Source organism: Clostridium cadaveris, from assembly GCF_020911725.1.
In the GTDB taxonomy this organism is placed as follows: Bacteria; Bacillota; Clostridia; order Clostridiales; family Clostridiaceae; genus Clostridium_X; species Clostridium_X cadaveris.
The window spans coordinates 1649569-1667906 of the sequence record NZ_CP076620.1; the positions used below are offsets into that span (position 1 = coordinate 1649569).

Here is an 18338-nt window from a genome sequence, read left to right on the forward strand (position 1 = left end):
AAGATTTCATAGGAGGAACTATGACAGGAACTATTATTAAAGGAATAGGCGGTTTCTACTATGTAAAGATTGATGACAAAGTTATAGAATGTAAGGCAAGGGGCAAGTTTAGATATAAGGAACTTGCCCCTGTAGTCGGAGATAAGGTTGATATTGAAGTGAGTAATGACAAAGGAGTCATAGAAAAAATTCATGAGAGAAAATCTTATCTTATAAGACCAACTGTAGCTAATGTAACTCAAGCTTTCGTAGTATTTGCAGCTAAATCTCCAGATATAAATTTTGATTTGCTAAATAATTTTTTAGCTTTGTGTGAATACAATCATGTAAAAGCAGTGATATGTATAAACAAGATAGATTTATGCAGCAAAGAAGAATTCAGAGATATAAAGAATACATTTGAGAATATAGGATATGAAGTTATAGATATAAAAGCTAAAGAAGGATATAACGTTGATGTTCTTAAAGAAATGTTAAAAGATAATGTAACAGTTTTATGCGGACCTTCAGGAGCTGGAAAATCAACTTTAATGAATTCATTAAGTGGAAGAACTTTAATGGAAACTGGAGAGATAAGCGAAAAGTTAAAAAGAGGAAAGCATACTACAAGGCATAGCGAACTTATAGATATGGAAGAAGGATTCTTAGTAGATACTCCAGGGTTCTCTAATATAGATATATCTTTCATAGAGGAAGATGAACTGAAAAATTGTTTTCCAGAGTTCCATGAGTATGAAGGAAGATGTAAGTTTTCAACCTGCAGTCACAACAAAGAGCCTAAGTGTGCAATAAAGGATGCTGTTGAGGCAGGAAAGATAAACTCATTAAGATATAAATTTTATATACGAACTTTAGAAGAAATAAGAGGGGGAAGAAAAAGAAGATGATAAAAATATCACCATCAATATTATCAGCTGACTTTGCAAAGTTAGGAGAACAAATAGAAAGATTAAATTCAAGTGATGTAGAAATGGTACATATAGACGTTATGGACGGAAGTTTTGTTCCTAACATTACCTTTGGTGCACCTGTTATGAAATGTATAAGAAAATATACAGATAAAATTTTCGACGTTCATTTAATGATAGAGGAACCAGCTAGATATATAGAGGACTTTGTAAAAGCTGGAGCAGACATTATAACTGTACATTATGAAGCTGACAGACATATAGATAGGACAGTTAACTATATAAAGAGCTTTGGAGTGAAAGCAGGAGTTGCTTTAAATCCAGGAACACCAGTTAGTGTTTTGGAAAACATAATTAATTCTGTTGATATGGTACTTATAATGACTGTTAATCCTGGCTTTGGAGGACAAAAATACATAGAATACTGTTCAGAAAAGGTAAAGGAAGTTAAAGCCTTAAGCGAAAAGAGAAATAAAGAATTAATGATACAGGTCGATGGAGGAATAGATGCTTCAAATATTAAATATGTGGTGGAATGTGGAGCAAATGTAATAGTAGCAGGATCAGCAGTGTTTAAAAATGATGCAATAGAAGAAAATGTACAAAAATTAAGAGAGGCTTTAAAATAAGTGAAATCTGTAATGATAGCCGGAGGAGCCGAACCAAGTAAGGAAATTTTAATGGAAGAGCTTAAGGATGCTGATTTTGTAATTTGCGCTGACAGAGGAATAGAAGTGCTTTATAAAAACGGATTGACACCCAATATGCTTGTAGGTGATTTTGATTCTATAAATCAAGAAGTTTTATCTTATTATAAAGAAAAAGGTTCGGACATTGTAATATATCCGCCTGAGAAGAATTATACAGATAGTGAGATTGCATTTGAAAAAGCAATGAATAAGTCTGGCACAGATACTATATGCTTGTTAGGGTGTACTGGAACTAGAATGGACCATGTTATAGGGAATATGGGACTTTTAAATAAAGCGCTAGATAAAGGTATAAAGGCCTACATAAGGGATAACAATAACTATATATTTTTAATTGATAAAAGTACAAAACTTAAAAATATTTTTGGAAAGTATATTTCCTTTCAAGGATTTAGAGAAGATGTATCTGACTTTAATATAGAAGGAGCAAAGTACGGTCTTACTTCTCACAATCTTTTATTTGGAGATCCTCTTACTGTATCCAATGAATTTGTAGATGAATATATGAAAGTGAGTTTTCCAAAGGGAAAAGTTATGGTTATATATTCAAGAGATTAATTTCAAAAAAATGGTCACCAAATCTTGGTAAGTGCATATAATAGTATTAAAGCACAAAGGTTTGGTGATTTTTTTGTCCAGAAAATGTTGCGGTAAAAATATAATTGGAATTGCGATAATGTCCATAGGCGCAGGTATGCTCATAGCTGTTATAATGCCCGTTTGGGGATGGCTACTACTGGGTGGAGGTGCCTTAGTTTACGTTGGATGGTGCTTATCAGAAAAATGGCGTAGGTAGGAGATAAAAATGAAGGGGGAAATAAAATGAGAATTGTAGCTTTTAAGCTTCCAAAATGTCTATCAAGGATTGTTAAAATTTTTAAACGGAAAAAGTAAAATGAATTATAAAAACATAAATCATAAAATAAAAAAATGCAATTGTATAAACAACTGCATTTTTTTATTTTTTATATCGCACGTTGAACCTTACCTGAACGTAAGCATCTTGTACATACATGAACAGTTTTAGGTGTTCCATTAACGATTGCTTTAACTCTCTTTATGTTTGGAGCCCATTTTCTCTTTGATTGACGATGTGAGTGACTGTATTGTACTCCTGAGATTACACCCTTATCACAGTATTCGCACTTTCTTGACATACTAAAAACACCTCCTCTAACCATGCAACAACTTGCCGCAAATTTGAACAAATATTATTTTATCATACAACCTTAATAGTAGCAAGTAAAATATAATATTAATACTAAATTTAAGTAATTATTAATTAAATTCCTTGAATAAATGGTATAATTAATATAGAATATACTATATGGAATTTTTCAAGGAGGCGTTAATATGATAGGTTTTTCCAATGAAAAAGGTTTTGTAGGTTATGCAGAGGATGTTATTGCAAACATAGTTGGACTATCTACAATGGAATGTTATGGTGTGGTTGGAATGGCTTCTAAAAATGCAAGTGATGGATTTTGGGAGTTAATAAGAGCTGAAAACTTAAGCAAAGGTGTTAAGATAAGTCATAAAAATGATGAATTAACTATAGATTTATATGTTATTGTAGAGTATGGAACAAAAATTTCTGTAATTGCTAACAATATAATTCAAAAGGTAAGATACAATGTAGAAAATTATACTGGCATAAAGGTTAATTCAGTAACAGTTAATGTGCAGGGTGTAAGAGTCTAGGAGGTTACGTAAAATGGAGTATACAAAAATTAATGGTAGGCAGTTTTACAACATGATAGTTAATGCCTCCAATAAATTAGACGAACAAAAGGACTTTGTTAATTCTTTAAATGTATTCCCGGTTCCAGATGGAGATACAGGAACTAATATGTCAATGACATTTAAGTCAGCGGCAAAAGAAATCGAAAATATGAGTTCAGCAACTATAGGAGAGATTTCTAAAAAACTAGCGAAAGGTGCCTTAATGGGAGCTAGAGGAAACTCTGGTGTTATCTTATCTCAAATATTAAGAGGACTTTCAAAGGGATTAGCTGATAAAGTTGAAGTTGATGCTAAAGAATTTTCAGAAGCTTTGATGGAAGGAAGCAAATCAGCCTATAAGGCTGTAATGAGACCTACAGAGGGAACTATTTTAACAATAATAAGAAGCGCAGCAGAAGCGGCAGTATCATCTAATAAGACTGATATTGTTGAACTTTTGGATGAGGTTTGTGTTAAGAGTCAAGAGATGCTTAACAAAACTCCAGATATGCTTCCTGTTTTAAAGAGCGCAAAAGTTGTTGACTCTGGTGGAATGGGTCTTCTTATAATATTAAAGGGATTACATGAAGCTTTAAGAGACAATATTGAAGCCAGCATCATAGAATATGCAGCACCTAAAGAAGGTGTTTCAGCTGCAAATAATTTAGAGGAACATGAAATAACTTTTGGATATTGCACAGAGTTTATAGTCTTAGGAGATGTAAGCGGAAGCGAATCATTGAGAAGTGATATAGCGAATCTTGGAGATTCCATGATTGTAGTGGGGTATGAAGATGTTATAAAAGTGCACATCCATACAGATGATCCAGGTAAGGTTTTATCTCATGCCTTAAAGTATGGTGAATTATCAAAGATTAAAATTGATAATATGAGAGAAGAACATAGAAGCCTTTTAGTTGAAAACAAGGAAAATGGATATGTTGAAGAGGCGACTTCTCTAGAGAGCGAAGAAGCAAAGAAATATGCTTTTGTTTCTGTAGCTATGGGAGAAGGAATAGAAAATATATTTAAGGACTTAGGAGTAGATCACATAATTGAAGGTGGTCAGACTATGAATCCAAGTACTGAAGATATAATAAAAGCAGTGGAGCTTATAAATGCTGAAAATATTTTTGTTTTGCCAAACAACAAAAATATAATAATGGCTGCAAATCAAGTAGTTGATTTAGTAGAAAATAAAAATGTAGTAGTAATACCAACAACAAGTATTCCACAAGGGATAACTTGTGTTACAATGTTTAATCCTGAAGCTGATGTTGAAGAAAATGAAGAAGTTATGAAAGAATGTATAGAAACTGTTAAAACAGGAAGCATAACTTATGCAGTAAGAGATACTGAAATGGATGGATTAAAAATTAAAGAGGGAAATATCTTAGGGCTTGTAGAAGGTAAAATAAAGGAAGTAGGAGAGGAAGTTTATTCAACTACTGAAAAAATCCTAGAAGCTATGGTAGATGAGGATAGTGAACTTGTAACTATTTTCTATGGCAGTGATGTTGAGAAGGAAAAAGCTGAGGAATTTGCAGAAAAGCTTGAAGAAAAGTATGAAGACTTAGACATTCAATGCTACTCAGGAAAGCAACCACTTTATTACTTTATATTATCAGTTGAATAAAATATTATTGCCACTAATATCATTGATATTAGTGGCTTTTAAATTTAAAGGAGGTGAAAAGGTTTTGAATATTTATGCATCTGTTAAGGAACTTAAAGGTGTAGGTGATAAGACCTGTGAAGCTTTAAATAAATTAGGTATATTTACTTTGTTAGATCTACTTTTATACTTTCCTAGAGATTATGAAAATTTGAATTCTAACATAGATATAAATGAAGCTGGTGATGAAAAGGTAATTTTACAATGTACATATAAGAGCTTTAATGGAACTATAAGAACTAGAACTGGGAAAAATCTCACCACTTTGCTATTTGAATATAAAGGGAGTGTACTTCAAGTAAAGTATTTCAATCAACCTTATATAAAAAATTCTTTTCTCATCGGAGGCGAGTATAGGCTTATAGGAAAAGTTAAACGAATTGGAAATCATTTAGAGATAATTAATCCCATTATGGCATCAAAAGATATAAAAGAAACTAATATATGCCCTAAATATAGTTTGAATAGTGCAATTAACAATAAGCTTATATCTAAACTTATTCATAGTTTGATTGATAAAGTAGACATAATTGAGACTATGCCTCAATACATAGTTGAGAAGTATAAATTTATAAGCTTAAATGATGCTATAAGGAACATACACTTTCCTAAAACTCCAGAAGGATTAAAAGAAGCAAAAAGAAGATTGAAATTTCAAGAGCTTTTAACATATTCCATGAAAATATTGCTTCTTAAGAAACATATAAAGAGTAATAGGTGTGGAATACCTTTAAAAATGAGTGAAGAACTGACTTCTTTAAAAAGTTCTCTTCCATTCAGTCTTACTAATGCACAAACAAGAGTTGTAAGGGAAATATTGCTGGATGAGAAGAAACCTGTACCTATGAATAGACTAGTTCAAGGAGATGTAGGAAGTGGGAAGACTATTGTAGCAATTATTGCTATATTTAATGTGGTGAAAAATGGTTATCAGGGCGTTATGATGGCACCTACAGAAATTTTGGCTACACAGCACTACAATGAATTTAATACAGTTCTTAAAGAGTTTGATATTCGTATAGAGCTTTTAGTAGGAAGTACTTCAAAGAAAGAGAAATTGCGAATTAAGGAAAAAATAAAAAGTGGAGAGCCTATGATCGTAGTTGGTACTCATGCTCTTTTAGAAGATGATGTAGAGTTTCGGAAACTTGGTATGATAATAACTGATGAACAACATAGGTTTGGGGTACATCAAAGAAGTAAACTTGTGAATAAAAATGAAGCAGCTCATGTTCTTGTTATGACGGCAACACCTATTCCTAGGACTTTGAGTCTTTATGTATATAGTGATTTGGACATATCTATAATAGATGAACTTCCTCCAGGAAGGCAGAAAATAGATACTCTATATTATAATAATGAAAATAGAAATATGGCATATGAATTAGCATTAAACGAGGTAAATAAGGGGAGACAGGTTTATGTGGTATCACCTCTTATAGAAGAAAATGAGGAACTTAAGCTAAAAGATGTGATGACTTTACATGATGAACTTAAAACTAAGTACTTTAAAAATGTAGAAGTGGGAATACTTCATGGTAAAATGAAGGGAAAAGAAAAAGATGAAATTATGACGAGATTTAAATCTGGCGAAATAAGGGTTTTGATTTCTACCACTGTAATTGAAGTAGGAGTTAATGTTCCAAATGCAAGTGTGATGATTATAGAAAATGCAGAGAGGTTTGGATTATCTCAGCTTCATCAGCTAAGAGGAAGAGTTGGAAGAGGAAAGTATAAATCATATTGCATACTTGTGGCTAAGGCCAATAACAACGTTACTAAAAAAAGGATGGAAATCATGACTATGAGTAATGATGGATTCTTTATTGCTGAGCAAGATCTTAAAATACGTGGTAGTGGAGATTTATTTGGCGTAAATCAACATGGAGAAGATGGACTTGTGTTAAGCAGTATTATTGAAGATTCATCTATATTGAAAGTTGCTAATATGGAAGCGCAAAATATTTTAAACAATGATGATTACTACGATTTTTGTAAAAAAATAATAAATTCTCTAGAAAAATCTACTAAATATATATGTTTTAATTGATTAGAATCTTTTATATTTAAAATTAATATGGTAATATGTTATATAAAGTGAAGTAAAGCAAAAAAAGGAGGAGACATAATGAGAATTATCTCAGGACGCGCTAGAGGAAGGAAGCTTTTATCGCCACCAACCTATGATACGCGCCCAACATTAGACAGAGTAAAGGAAGCAATGTTTAATATACTGCAATTCAAAGTTAGAGATGCCGTTGTATTAGATATGTTTGCTGGTAGTGGCAGCTTAGGATTAGAAGCGGTGAGCAGAGGAGCAAAAACTTGTTATTTAATAGACAAAAGTCCTACAACTTTTCCTATGCTTAAACAAAATGTTGAAAATCTTAAGTTTCAAGAGGAATGCACATGCTTGAATATGAATTCTTATGCAGCATTAAAGGATTTTAAAAGAAAAGGAATAATATTTGACGTTATTTTTATAGATCCGCCTTATAGAAAAGAAATGATTCCAGAAGCAATGCAAAAAATAGAAGAAGATGAACTTCTTCAAAAAGATGGAATTATAATGACAAAGATAGATACTATTGAGGAAATCTACGAAGGTTCTTCAAAGATAAAGCTATATGATCACAGAAAGTATGGAAATACTACTGTCTGTCTTTACAAGTACAAGGAGGATTAATATGAAAAAAGCTATATATCCAGGTAGCTTTGATCCTATTACTAATGGACATTTAGACATAATTGAAAGATCGTCTAAAGTATTTGATGAAGTAATAGTTGGAGTTTTAGTTAACGTGGACAAAAAAGGTTTATTTACAATAGACGAAAGAGTTAAAATGATAGAAAGTGTAGTTAAACCTTATAAAAATGTAAAAGTTAAAAGTTTTGATGGTCTGCTTATAGATTTAATGAAGAAGGAAGACGCAAAGGTTATAATAAAGGGACTTAGAGCTGTTTCTGATTTTGAATACGAATTTCAAATGGCTTTAATGAATAATAAGCTTGACCCGGATATAGAAACTTTATTTATGATGACTAATGCTAAATATTCATATTTAAGTTCTTCTGCCATAAAGCAAGTTGCTAAATTTGGAGGATGCATAAAAGAGCTGGTTCCAGACAGCATTATACCGTTGGTATTTGAAAAGCTCAAATAGTTAGGGGGGATATTATGGAGGTTATGGAGTTAATAGAGTATTTACAAGAACTTGTAGATACAGCACCTAAAGTGCCTATGTCTGGGAAAGTCATACTTGACAAGAAAGAAATGAATGAGATTTTGGAAGATTTGGTCTCATATTTGCCAGACGCCTTAAAGAAAGCTCAGTGGGTATTGAATGAAAAGGACAGAATATTAGATGAGGCCAATGTAAGATATGAAACTACCAAAAAAGAGACCGAGGAACTTATCAGAAAACAGATAGATAATCATGATATAGTTAAAGAAGCTAGAATGAAGGGGCAGGAAATAATAGCTTTAGCTCAAAGAGAAGCCAAAATAATAAGACTTGGTTCTAGGGATTATGCAGATGAGATGTTATGCCAGTTGGATAATGAAATAGAAGCAAGAGGAAAAGAACTTATTCTATCTATGAAAAAAGATATGGATGAGTATTTATCATCCATATCTGAAAAGCTGGCAGATTCAACTGATGACATTAGAAGCAATATCAAAGAGTTAAGAGATATGAAGTAAGTTTTTGATTTTATAAGCTAAAAATGTTAAAGTCATCAACACTGCAAGTGGAATCATGAATGCAAAATTATAACTTTTGGATATGGCAATAGTTGAAACATCCAAAGTTACTATTGAGGATAGTACATAAGTTAATATAAAACTGATGATTCCTTGAAGGAATTTTCTAGAGATATATCTTTTCATAGATATATCTTTTATTTTATAAGTAAAAGAATACACTTGAAATATTATGCACAATCCGCTGAAACTGCAAAGAAAACTTATAAGAGACAATTTCAATGGGAATCCTATATTGCAGGTAGATAAAATATTGCAGCCATTAGTTATCTCTATAAGTCCAAAAAATACTCCCCTTATGGCGTCTAAAGGGATATTAAAAAGAGTGCTAACTTTAGAAAAAAGTAAATTAAATATTTCAAGCTTTCCTATTACAAAATTAAATACAGAAAATATTACTATAAAGCTTCCTACAGATAAAGATGTTGCAAGAGCTTGATCTAAAGCTTCTTTAAGTATAGCACCGATATTTTTTTTATCACTTTTATAAGAAGGGGCATGAATGCCTATAGTTGATGCTTTTGGCAGCAAAAAAGACATTATTAGGCACGAAGCATAGTTTGATATAAGCAAAAGATATGGTGCAATACCTTCAATTTTTAGCATAGCAGTACATATAGTACCTAAAATAAATAGAGGTCCTACGTTTGAAGCTATGTTTAAAAGTCTTTGAAGCTGCGTAAGAGAAATATGATTTTCGTTATATAAATCACAGGAGTATTTGGCTCCTAGAGGATACCCACACAATATGCTTACAACTAAAGTTAAGCTACTTTCCTTTGGAAGCCTAAGAGGTTTGCATAGGAATGGACCTAATATCTTAGAATATATATGTACACCTCCACATTGAATAAGTATTCCGGTAACAACTAAAAAAGGAAATAAAGTTGGAAAGACGGAGTTGAAAAATAATATGGCTCCATCTACTGCTGATGACATTATTCCCTTAGGATTGAATATAAAAAATATTATTATAAGAGTAAGCAGTATTGTTGATATAATATTGAATTTTTTTTCTTTAGCCAGGGTAAAAACTAGTACTATTATTCCTAATAATGATAAGTATAATAAATAAATCACCATAAACCTCCAGAAAGTATTATATAGAAATTATATTTAAGAATTCTTATAATATGCAGAGAAACTATGGTGACTTATATTATTTTGTTATTATAGGTGATGTTTTAAAATCGGCATATGGATCTATAAATGGATTAAGTACACTATATGATCTAGTAGCCTTTAAATCTAACGAGAGCATATCACTACATTCTTTTGGAACTTTCGTTATTAATTTTATAGAGCTGCTTTTCTTTATTTCCTTCAATATGGCAGCACCTTTAGAGTTAAACCCTAAAATTCTAGCATACTCAGGGGTTGACTTTCGTAAAGAGTATATATCATACTCTTCAAAACCAACGAAATACTGGCATAAAATTCTGCTTATCCTTGTATAGGTATAGCGTTTACTTTTTACTTTTTCAATAAGTTCTTTTAAAGAAACGGAGTTAGATATTTCTTTTAAAATCTTTCTATCAAGCCCTTCAGAAGCTTCAGGAATTTTATATATATTATTTTCTGATGTTAGAATTTTGTATTTCAAAAATGGGAAAATAGCTTCTGGGAAAATAAATTTATATTCTTTGGCTATTAGATTTTGCATTAAATCTATAGACTTTTCAGTCATATAGGTTTCCAAAAATTTTATATTTGTATTTGAAGATTTTAAATGTTCCCTTATGGCAGATGCACTAGCAAATGCATTTTTTAGCTCTATATCGTTATATCCATTGCCTTGGCGTTTAATTGTAAAAGGTGTAATTGATGAATTTATCTTTAATAAAGTTTTGCAGTATTCTATAGCTAAAAGATTATTAGGTGAATTTAAAATCTTATCAAAATCATCATATGAAATGTTTTTTTCTTTAAAGTAATCAGATAAAGCTAAAGCTCTGGCCCTTGGAAAGGGAAGACCTGTATCTAAATATTTTTTCAAATATATCTTAAACTCAAAAGGTTCATAAGCCAAAGCTTCTGCAATCACATTTATTATATTTAAATCACCACATTCAGAGCCGAAGGAAACATAATCTACAACATTTAATTTGTCTAAAAGCTCTATAGAGCCTTTTGCGAAGATTTCAGCAGATGACAATGCAAAAATTGCTGGTAGTTCTATTATTAGATCTACACCGCTTGATAAGGCCATTTTTGTACGCTCCCACTTATCGATTATAGTAGGTATTCCTCTTTGTGCAAAATTGCCGCTCATGATTCCTATGACAACATCACAATTTGTATCTTTTTTTGTTTTTAAAACATGATATTCATGCCCTTTATGAAAAGGATTATATTCACATATTATTCCGCAGATTTTCATTATGACCTCCTATTTTTTATAAATATATCATATAGTATAAATCTTTTACAGGATAATGAAAATATATAAGGGTAATAATAAGAATATTTAGTAAAATTAGAAAAGATGAAAAATATTAATTATGTAAGGAATTTGTTATTTTTTCTTGAAATGCATACTAATTAAGGAGTATTATTATAATTAGACAGCCTAATTGTCATTGAAGGGAGTAATGAACATGGAACTTATGGAAAAAATCATGGAAGCAGCAAAAAGAGATAAAAGAAAAATAGTGCTTCCAGAAGGTGAAGAAGAAAGGACTTTAGTGGCTTCTGCACAAATAAAAAAGGAGAACATAGCTGAAGTAGTTCTTATAGGAAATGAAGAGAACATAAAAACTAAGGCGTCTTCTTTAGGAGCAGATATAGAGGGGATAGAGATAATAGACCCAAATACAGCAGCCAATATTGATAAGTACACTGAAGAATTCTTCGAACTTAGAAAAAGTAAAGGGATGACTATGGAAAAAGCAGCTAAAATAGTTAGAGATCCTCTTTATTATGGTACTATGATGGTTAAGCTAGGAGATGCAGAAGGAATGGTATCTGGTGCAATTCATACAACTGGAGACTTACTAAGACCAGGTCTTCAAATAGTTAAAACTGCTAAGAATGCATCTGTTGTATCAAGCTTCTTTATAATGTTAGTACCAAACTGTGAATATGGTGAAAATGGAATGCTATTATTCTCAGACTGTGCGGTTAACCCTAACCCTACAGCAGAACAGTTAGCATCAATAGCTATATCTACAGCGGAAACAGCTAAAAACTTATGTAAAATTGATCCAAAGGTAGCAATGCTATCATTCTCTACTATGGGAAGTGCAGATCATGAATCTGTTGAAAAAGTAAGAAAAGCAACAGCTTTAGCAAAAGAATTAAGATCAGACATATCTATAGATGGTGAGCTTCAATTAGATGCTGCTATAGTAGAAAAGGTTGCTAATCAAAAAGCTCCAAACTCAGAGGTTGCTGGAAAAGCTAATGTATTAATATTCCCAGATCTACAGTCAGGAAATATTGGATACAAATTAGTTCAAAGATTCTCAAGAGCAGAAGCTATTGGGCCAATATGTCAAGGATTTGCAAAGCCAATAAATGATTTATCTAGAGGATGTAGTTCAGAAGATATAGTTAAAGTTGTAGCTATAACTGCTGTTCAAGCACAAGCTTTAAAGTAAAAAATAAAAATAGTTTAATATATATTTGTTTATAATTTATTTTAAATTTGAAAGGGGATTTTTTTAAATGAAAGTTTTAGTAATTAACTGCGGAAGTTCTTCATTAAAATATCAATTAATTGATATGTCAAATGAAAAATCTTTAGCACAAGGCTTAGTTGAAAGAATAGGAATAGAGGGTTCTATACTTACTCAAAAAGTAGAAGGAAGAGATAAGTATATAATAGAAACTCCAATGAAAGACCATAAAGATGCTATTAAATTAGTTTTAGGAGCATTAGTTGATGAAAAGAACGGCGTTATAAAGGACATGAGCGAAATTTCTGCAGTTGGACACAGAGTTGTTCATGGGGGAGAAAAATACGCTGAATCAGTTCTTATAACTGAAAAAGTTATGAAAGAGTTAGATGAGTGTGCTAAGCTTGCTCCACTTCATAACCCACCAAACATAATAGGAATAGAAGCGTGTCAAGCATTGATGCCAAACACTCCAATGGTAGCAGTATTTGATACAGCATTCCACCAAACAATGCCAGAAGAAGCATACATATATGCTTTACCATATGAGCTTTATGAAAAGCATGGAATCAGAAAATATGGATTCCACGGAACATCACACAAATATGTTTCAAGAGTAGCTGCTGAAACTATGGGCAAAAACATAGAGGATTTAAAGATAGTTACTTGCCATTTAGGAAATGGAGCAAGTTTATGTGCTGTTAAGAATGGTAAATCAGTAGAAACATCAATGGGATTCACTCCACTTGCAGGATTAGTTATGGGAACAAGATGTGGAGATATAGATCCTGCTATAGCAACATATCTTGAAACTGATTTAGGAATGAGCGCAAAAGAAGTTAATAACCTTATGAATAAGCAATCAGGAGTATTTGGAATTTCAGGAGTTTCTTCTGACTTCAGAGATATAGAAAATGCTGCTGCAGAAGGAAGTAAGAGAGCTCAACTTGCTTTAGATGTATTCCATCACAGAGTAAAAGAGTTTATAGGGGCATATGCTGCTGCTATGGGCGGAGTTGATTGTGTAGTATTTACAGCTGGTCTTGGAGAAAATGCTAAGGAAACCAGAGAAGAAATCTGTAAGGGATTAGAATTCTTAGGATTTAAGATAGATACAGAAAAGAACAATGTAAGAGGAAAAGTTGCTGAAATAAGCACTGATGACTCAAAAGTTAAGGTATACGTAATCCCAACTAACGAAGAGCTTATGATAGCAAGAGACACAATGAGTCTTATTAAATAATTTATAAAAGAAACTTGACTTTTAAATTCCAAGTTTATATAATAAATTGTGGTTACTTATAAGAACAATAACTACAAGGGAGTGAAAATTCTAAGTTATTACTTAGAGAGCATATGATAGTAAATTTATCAGAAATAACTAAATGTAAAAATTTCAAAAAAGAAGTTCATATGTGTTATGAGAGAAGTCCCATTTATTTTGATGGCGATAAGATTCAGTTCTCAAAGCCTATTAATGCAGATGGTACTATAAGCTTGATTGATAAAATAGTCGAAGTAAAGCTTAAAGTTTCTACTGAATTAATACTTCCTTGTTCACGTTGTCTTGAACTTTTCAATTATCCTCTGGAGTTTGAGGTTAATGAAAAACTCTCAACAGTGGATGCCGAGGATGATGAAATAAGTGTAATTGAAGGTGACAACATTAATGTTACCGAAATATTGGAGAACAGCATTATTATGACGTTGCCTACTAAGATTCTTTGTAAAGAGGATTGTAAGGGGCTTTGTCAACAGTGTGGTGCAAATCTTAATGATACATCTTGTACTTGCAACAATTACGATGTAGATATAAGATTTTCAAATTTAAAAGACTTGTTTTTCACTGAATAGGAGGTGTTACAATGGGAAATCCAGCAAGAAAAGGTTCTAAAGCAAAGAGAGCTTCAAGAAGAGCACAAACTTTCAAATTAAGTATGCCAGGAATGGTTGAGTGTCCACAATGTCACGAAATGAAACTTGCTCATAGAGTATGTAAATTCTGTGGTTCATATAAGGGTAAAGAAGTAGTTGCGTCTGAAGAATAAAAAAAAGAAAGTCTTATGACTTTCTTTTCTTTATATAGATTATTTTATGGTGTATAAGGAGATGAGAAATTTATGAAGATTGCAATAGATGGAATGGGTGGAGATTTTGCGCCTTCAGCAGTTATAGCGGGGTGTATAGAGGCTCTAAGCGAATTAGATGTAGACATAATTATAACAGGAAAAAAAGATGCCATAGAAGAAGAATTGAAAAAGCATACATATGATAAAAATAGGATTGAAGTAATAGGCTGCAGCGAAGTAATAGACTGCAATGAAGAACCTGTTAAAGCTATTAGAAGAAAAAAGGATTCTAGCTTAGCTGTTGCGCTTCAACTTGTGAAAGAGAAAAAAGCTGATGCTATGATTTCGGCAGGAAGTACTGGAGCTTTCATGGCAGGAGCAACATTTATAGTAGGAAGAATAAAGGGTATAGATAGACCAGCTTTAGCCCCTATAATGCCAGGGAAGAATGGGCATTTTATGATAATAGACTGTGGAGCAAATGCGGATTGTAAACCAAATTATCTTGTTCAGTTTGCTATGATGGGCAAAACATACTATGAGAAGGTTATGAACGTATCCAATCCATCCGTAGGACTTATCAATATAGGTGCTGAAGAGGAAAAGGGAAATGAACTTACTAAAGCAGCTCATAAATTATTAAAGGATGCACCAGTTAACTTTATAGGAAACGTTGAACCAAGGGACATACCAGAAGGAGACACTAATGTATTAGTGTGTGATGGATTTGTTGGAAATACTGTGTTAAAACTTTATGAAGGAGCGGCAAGTACACTTCTTAATATGATTAAAGATGAAATTATGGCTACAACTAGAGGTAAAATGGGAGGTCTTATTTTAAAACCTACATTCAAAGGACTAAAGAAGAAATTTGACTACAAAGAAGTAGGAGGAGCTCCTTTTCTAGGTGTTGATGGAGTATGCATAAAGGCTCATGGAAGCTCTGATGGAAAAGCTTTCAAAAATGCCATAAGACAAGCGAAGATATTTCATGATAATAAGGTTATAGAAACCATAAAAGAGCAAATAGAAAAAGAAATACAAAAAAAAGAGCAATAAAATTATTGACCATATTAAGGTTATGTAATATTATCTAATTGTAGACTTTTAGGGAGGTGAATATTAATGGTACTAGATAAAATAAAATCAATAGTTGCAGATAAGTTAAGCATTAATGCTGACGATATTACTATGGATACAACATTGGAAGATTTAGGTGCGGATTCTCTTGATGTCGTTGAGGTTATAATGGCATTAGAAGATGAGTTTGATATAGAAATCTCTGATGAGGTTGCTGAAAATATTTCTACAGTTGGAGATTTAGTAGAATATATTAAAGCTCATGTAGAAGAATAAAAAGTCCCGAATATCGGGGCTTTAATTATATGACTATTATAGTATATTTAATATAGGTATGTTGAATACACTATAATAGCTCATATATAGTACAAATTAAAATAAAGTTTATTCTTGAATTTGTTATAAGATGTAAGCAAGTTGAAGAATAAACTTCTTAGGAGTTGGAACCATGTGTACTTACAATAACGTAGATAAATTTGAAAAAGTTCTTAACGTGAATTTTTTAAATAAAGAATATTTAGAGACTGCATTAACTCATAGTTCATATGCAAATCAACATAAAAATATAAATTTTAATGAAAGATTAGAGTTCCTTGGAGATTCTGTTCTTCAGCTTTCTGTAACGGAATATTTATATAATCATTATAAAGAGAAAAAAGAAGGTGAGCTTACCAAGTATAGAGCTCTTATAGTATGCGAAAACTCACTTTTTATCTTAGCTAAAAAGTGGGATCTTGGAAAATATATAAGAATGAGTAAAGGTGAAGAGATGACTGGAGGAAGGGAACGTACTTCTATTCAGGCTGATTGTGTTGAAGCTATATTTGCAGCGTTGTATCTAGATAAAGGAATGGAATTTGCTAAGAATTTTATACTTTATCATTTAAGTGATACTATTAATATGGCTGTAAACAATGAAATAGTTCTTGATTATAAGACTAAGCTTCAAGAAACTATGCAGAAAAATGGAGAAGTGGAAATAAACTATGAATTGATTAAATTTGAAGGACCTCCTCATAGAAGAAAATTCTATACAAAAGTTTTAATTGATAATAAGGAATTTGGAAGAGGAGAGGGCTTCAGTAAAAAAGAGGCAGAGCAAAATTCTGCTAAAGAAGCTTTGAGATTTTTGGAGGTTAAAAATGGGTAGAAAACACTACATAATACCTATATTTGTTCCTCATGAGGGATGTCCGCATAATTGTGTTTTCTGTAATCAAAGTAGGATAACTGGAGAGAGTCTTAAAATAGCTAAAAGTAATGAGAGTCAGAAGGTTAACGCTGAATTTGTAAGAAATACTATAGAAGAATACTTGAAAACTATAGAAAATAAAGATGCAACTATTGAGGTGTCTTTCTTTGGAGGTACTTTCACTGCTATAGATATAAATAAGCAGAGGGAACTTTTAGCTGTTGCAAAAGAATATAAAGACAACAAAAAAATAGATTATATAAGAATGTCTACGAGACCGGATTATATAGATGATAAAATCTTAGAACATTTAAAGGAATTTGATTCTGACATAATTGAACTTGGAGTACAATCTTTAGACGATGAAGTTTTAATTAAAGCAGGAAGAGGTCACAGTGCTGAAGATGTGCGAAGAGCATCTAAACTTATTAAAGAATATGGCTTTACATTAGGTCATCAGATAATGCCGGGGCTTCCAGGATCGAATGCTTATAAAGATATAAATACCGCAAAAGAAAGTATAACTATGAAACCGGACATATGTAGAATTTATCCATCTTTAGTGATAAAGGATACGCCTATGGAGACTCTATATGAGAGAGGAGAATATGTTCCTTACACATTAGAAGAAGCCATAGAGATCTGTAAGGAAATATATAGCCTTTATATTGCAAATGATATAAATGTCATAAGAATAGGGCTTCAGCCAACAGAAAACATAAATCTTAATGGCGATATAGTAGCTGGACCTTTCCATCCTTCAATTAGAGAACTTGTAGAGGGAGCAGTATTTAATGATCTTATAAAAGATAAAATAAAAAAAATAGATAAAGATGCTGTATTGTCATTAAATGAAAGAGATTTATCAAAGCTTTATGCTAATAAGAAAGAATTTTTTAATGATATGATAAGGGAAATATCCCCTAAAAAAATACACGTTACCATAGATAATGACCTTAATAGAGGATTCTTTACAATTAGTTATGATAATACTTGCGATAAGTTGTCGATAAATGAGATTATAAAAGAAAAAGTTAAAGAAGGAAAAAATTAACTTATATAGAATAATACCTTAAAAGCGCTTGTATGGATAGATTTACATGTAGCTAGGGGGGATTATTAAATGGAAGTATTAAAGGTATCATCGCAATCACAGCCAAAATCAGTTGCTGGCGCATTAGCAGCTGTATTAAGAGAAAAATCATCTGCAGAAATTCAAGCAGTAGGTGCAGGAGCTGTAAATCAAGCAGTTAAAGCAATTGCCATTGCAAGAGGCTTTGTAGCTCCTAATGGTATAGATATAGTTGTTGTCCCTGCTTTTTCAGAAATAACCATTGAAGGTGAAGGACGAACAGCAATAAAGTTTATTGTTGAACCGAGATAGATATAATTTAATTTAAAGGTCTTAGGTATCCTAAGGCCTTTAAATTTTATATTCTTGAAATTTTAATATATTTCAATTAAACTAGTATAAGACAATATTATATGGATTTGGAGGGTGTTATAATGAAAAAAAACACTAGAGATAAGCTTACAAAAGTTTTAGTATATGTAACATTAGCAGCCTTAGTTTTAGGGTTATTACCATCTATATTTCTTTAA

At 31.8% G+C, this 18338-nt stretch carries 22 protein-coding genes; 19 read left to right on the forward strand and 3 right to left on the reverse strand.

The annotated features are described in order from the left end of the window. The first annotated feature begins 20 nt into the window (after window positions 1–20). From rsgA to KQH81_RS07690, 3 genes are read left to right on the forward strand one after another with little or no spacing between them, the layout of a single operon-like run. Window positions 21–887 (forward strand): ribosome small subunit-dependent GTPase A, encoded by an 867-nt coding sequence (gene rsgA, locus KQH81_RS07680; RefSeq protein ID WP_027638156.1) that lies wholly within the window; start codon window positions 21–23, stop codon window positions 885–887. Continuing rightward, the gene (gene rpe, locus KQH81_RS07685; protein ID WP_027638155.1) at window positions 884–1537 is read left to right on the forward strand and encodes a ribulose-phosphate 3-epimerase; all 654 of its coding nucleotides are present in this window, start codon (window positions 884–886) and stop codon (window positions 1535–1537) included. Before rsgA ends, rpe begins: the two co-directional genes overlap by 4 nt. After that, entirely contained in the window at window positions 1538–2176 is a 639-nt protein-coding gene (locus tag KQH81_RS07690) for a thiamine diphosphokinase (RefSeq protein WP_027638154.1), read from the forward strand. A 407-nt stretch (window positions 2177–2583) separates the two neighbouring features. Here the strand turns inward: KQH81_RS07690 and rpmB are convergent, their stop codons facing one another. Then, on the reverse strand, window positions 2584–2775 hold the full coding sequence (gene rpmB / locus KQH81_RS07695; RefSeq protein ID WP_027638153.1) for a 50S ribosomal protein L28: 192 nt from the start codon (window positions 2773–2775) through the stop codon (window positions 2584–2586). Window positions 2776–2971: 196 nt separating this feature from the next. On the opposite strand from rpmB, the gene KQH81_RS07700 reads away from it, so the two are divergent. From KQH81_RS07700 to KQH81_RS07725, 6 genes are all read left to right on the forward strand, one after another. Further along, window positions 2972–3319, forward strand: a complete 348-nt coding sequence (locus KQH81_RS07700; RefSeq protein WP_027638152.1) for an Asp23/Gls24 family envelope stress response protein — start codon at window positions 2972–2974, stop codon at window positions 3317–3319. Window positions 3320–3332: 13 nt separating this feature from the next. Continuing rightward, window positions 3333–4976 carry a DAK2 domain-containing protein gene (locus KQH81_RS07705; RefSeq protein WP_027638151.1) on the forward strand — a complete coding sequence of 548 codons (1644 nt, stop codon included), beginning with the start codon at window positions 3333–3335 and terminating at the stop codon, window positions 4974–4976. A gap of 64 nt (window positions 4977–5040) precedes the next feature. Beyond that, window positions 5041–7065 carry an ATP-dependent DNA helicase RecG gene (gene recG, locus KQH81_RS07710; protein ID WP_027638150.1) on the forward strand — a complete coding sequence of 675 codons (2025 nt, stop codon included), beginning with the start codon at window positions 5041–5043 and terminating at the stop codon, window positions 7063–7065. 78 nt (window positions 7066–7143) lie between these two features. After that, complete coding sequence (gene rsmD / locus KQH81_RS07715) at window positions 7144–7701, forward strand: 16S rRNA (guanine(966)-N(2))-methyltransferase RsmD (RefSeq protein WP_027638149.1); 558 nt, start codon at window positions 7144–7146, stop codon at window positions 7699–7701. A gap of 1 nt (window position 7702) precedes the next feature. Further along, window positions 7703–8179, forward strand: coding sequence for a pantetheine-phosphate adenylyltransferase (coaD, locus tag KQH81_RS07720; RefSeq protein ID WP_027638148.1), 477 nt, complete (start codon window positions 7703–7705; stop codon window positions 8177–8179). Window positions 8180–8193: 14 nt separating this feature from the next. Continuing rightward, window positions 8194–8718, forward strand: coding sequence for a hypothetical protein (locus KQH81_RS07725; protein WP_035770500.1), 525 nt, complete (start codon window positions 8194–8196; stop codon window positions 8716–8718). Here the strand turns inward: KQH81_RS07725 and ylbJ are convergent. Further along, window positions 8701–9858: a sporulation integral membrane protein YlbJ gene (gene ylbJ / locus KQH81_RS07730; protein ID WP_051196196.1), complete on the reverse strand. Its 1158-nt coding sequence runs from the start codon at window positions 9856–9858 to the stop codon at window positions 8701–8703. The two genes, KQH81_RS07725 and ylbJ, sit on opposite strands and share 18 nt — an antisense overlap. Window positions 9859–9937: 79 nt before the next feature. Then, window positions 9938–11158, reverse strand: a complete 1221-nt coding sequence (locus KQH81_RS07735) for a nucleotidyltransferase (protein ID WP_074844162.1) — start codon at window positions 11156–11158, stop codon at window positions 9938–9940. Between the two features lie 217 nt (window positions 11159–11375). On the opposite strand from KQH81_RS07735, the gene pta reads away from it, so the two are divergent. The 10 genes from pta to KQH81_RS07785 all read left to right on the forward strand — a co-directional run bounded on the left by pta (window position 11376) and on the right by KQH81_RS07785 (window position 18338). Next, window positions 11376–12377, forward strand: coding sequence for a phosphate acetyltransferase (gene pta, locus KQH81_RS07740; protein WP_027638144.1), 1002 nt, complete (start codon window positions 11376–11378; stop codon window positions 12375–12377). Between the two features lie 67 nt (window positions 12378–12444). After that, the gene (locus KQH81_RS07745; RefSeq protein WP_027638143.1) at window positions 12445–13638 is read left to right on the forward strand and encodes an acetate kinase; all 1194 of its coding nucleotides are present in this window, start codon (window positions 12445–12447) and stop codon (window positions 13636–13638) included. A gap of 113 nt (window positions 13639–13751) precedes the next feature. Next, complete coding sequence (locus KQH81_RS07750; RefSeq protein ID WP_027638142.1) at window positions 13752–14249, forward strand: YceD family protein; 498 nt, start codon at window positions 13752–13754, stop codon at window positions 14247–14249. Window positions 14250–14260: 11 nt separating this feature from the next. Next, entirely contained in the window at window positions 14261–14443 is a 183-nt protein-coding gene (gene rpmF / locus KQH81_RS07755) for a 50S ribosomal protein L32 (protein ID WP_027638141.1), read from the forward strand. A 72-nt stretch (window positions 14444–14515) separates the two neighbouring features. Continuing rightward, the gene (gene plsX / locus KQH81_RS07760; protein WP_027638140.1) at window positions 14516–15523 is read left to right on the forward strand and encodes a phosphate acyltransferase PlsX; all 1008 of its coding nucleotides are present in this window, start codon (window positions 14516–14518) and stop codon (window positions 15521–15523) included. A gap of 66 nt (window positions 15524–15589) precedes the next feature. Further along, the gene (acpP, locus tag KQH81_RS07765; protein WP_027638139.1) at window positions 15590–15820 is read left to right on the forward strand and encodes an acyl carrier protein; all 231 of its coding nucleotides are present in this window, start codon (window positions 15590–15592) and stop codon (window positions 15818–15820) included. Between the two features lie 172 nt (window positions 15821–15992). After that, window positions 15993–16694 (forward strand): ribonuclease III, encoded by a 702-nt coding sequence (rnc, locus tag KQH81_RS07770; RefSeq protein ID WP_027638138.1) that lies wholly within the window; start codon window positions 15993–15995, stop codon window positions 16692–16694. Beyond that, window positions 16687–17790: an elongator complex protein 3 gene (locus KQH81_RS07775; protein ID WP_027638137.1), complete on the forward strand. Its 1104-nt coding sequence runs from the start codon at window positions 16687–16689 to the stop codon at window positions 17788–17790. Before rnc ends, KQH81_RS07775 begins: the two co-directional genes overlap by 8 nt. Window positions 17791–17859: 69 nt before the next feature. Beyond that, window positions 17860–18120 carry a stage V sporulation protein S gene (locus KQH81_RS07780; protein WP_027638136.1) on the forward strand — a complete coding sequence of 87 codons (261 nt, stop codon included), beginning with the start codon at window positions 17860–17862 and terminating at the stop codon, window positions 18118–18120. A 122-nt stretch (window positions 18121–18242) separates the two neighbouring features. Continuing rightward, window positions 18243–18338 carry a DUF4044 domain-containing protein gene (locus KQH81_RS07785; RefSeq protein ID WP_099335469.1) on the forward strand — a complete coding sequence of 32 codons (96 nt, stop codon included), beginning with the start codon at window positions 18243–18245 and terminating at the stop codon, window positions 18336–18338.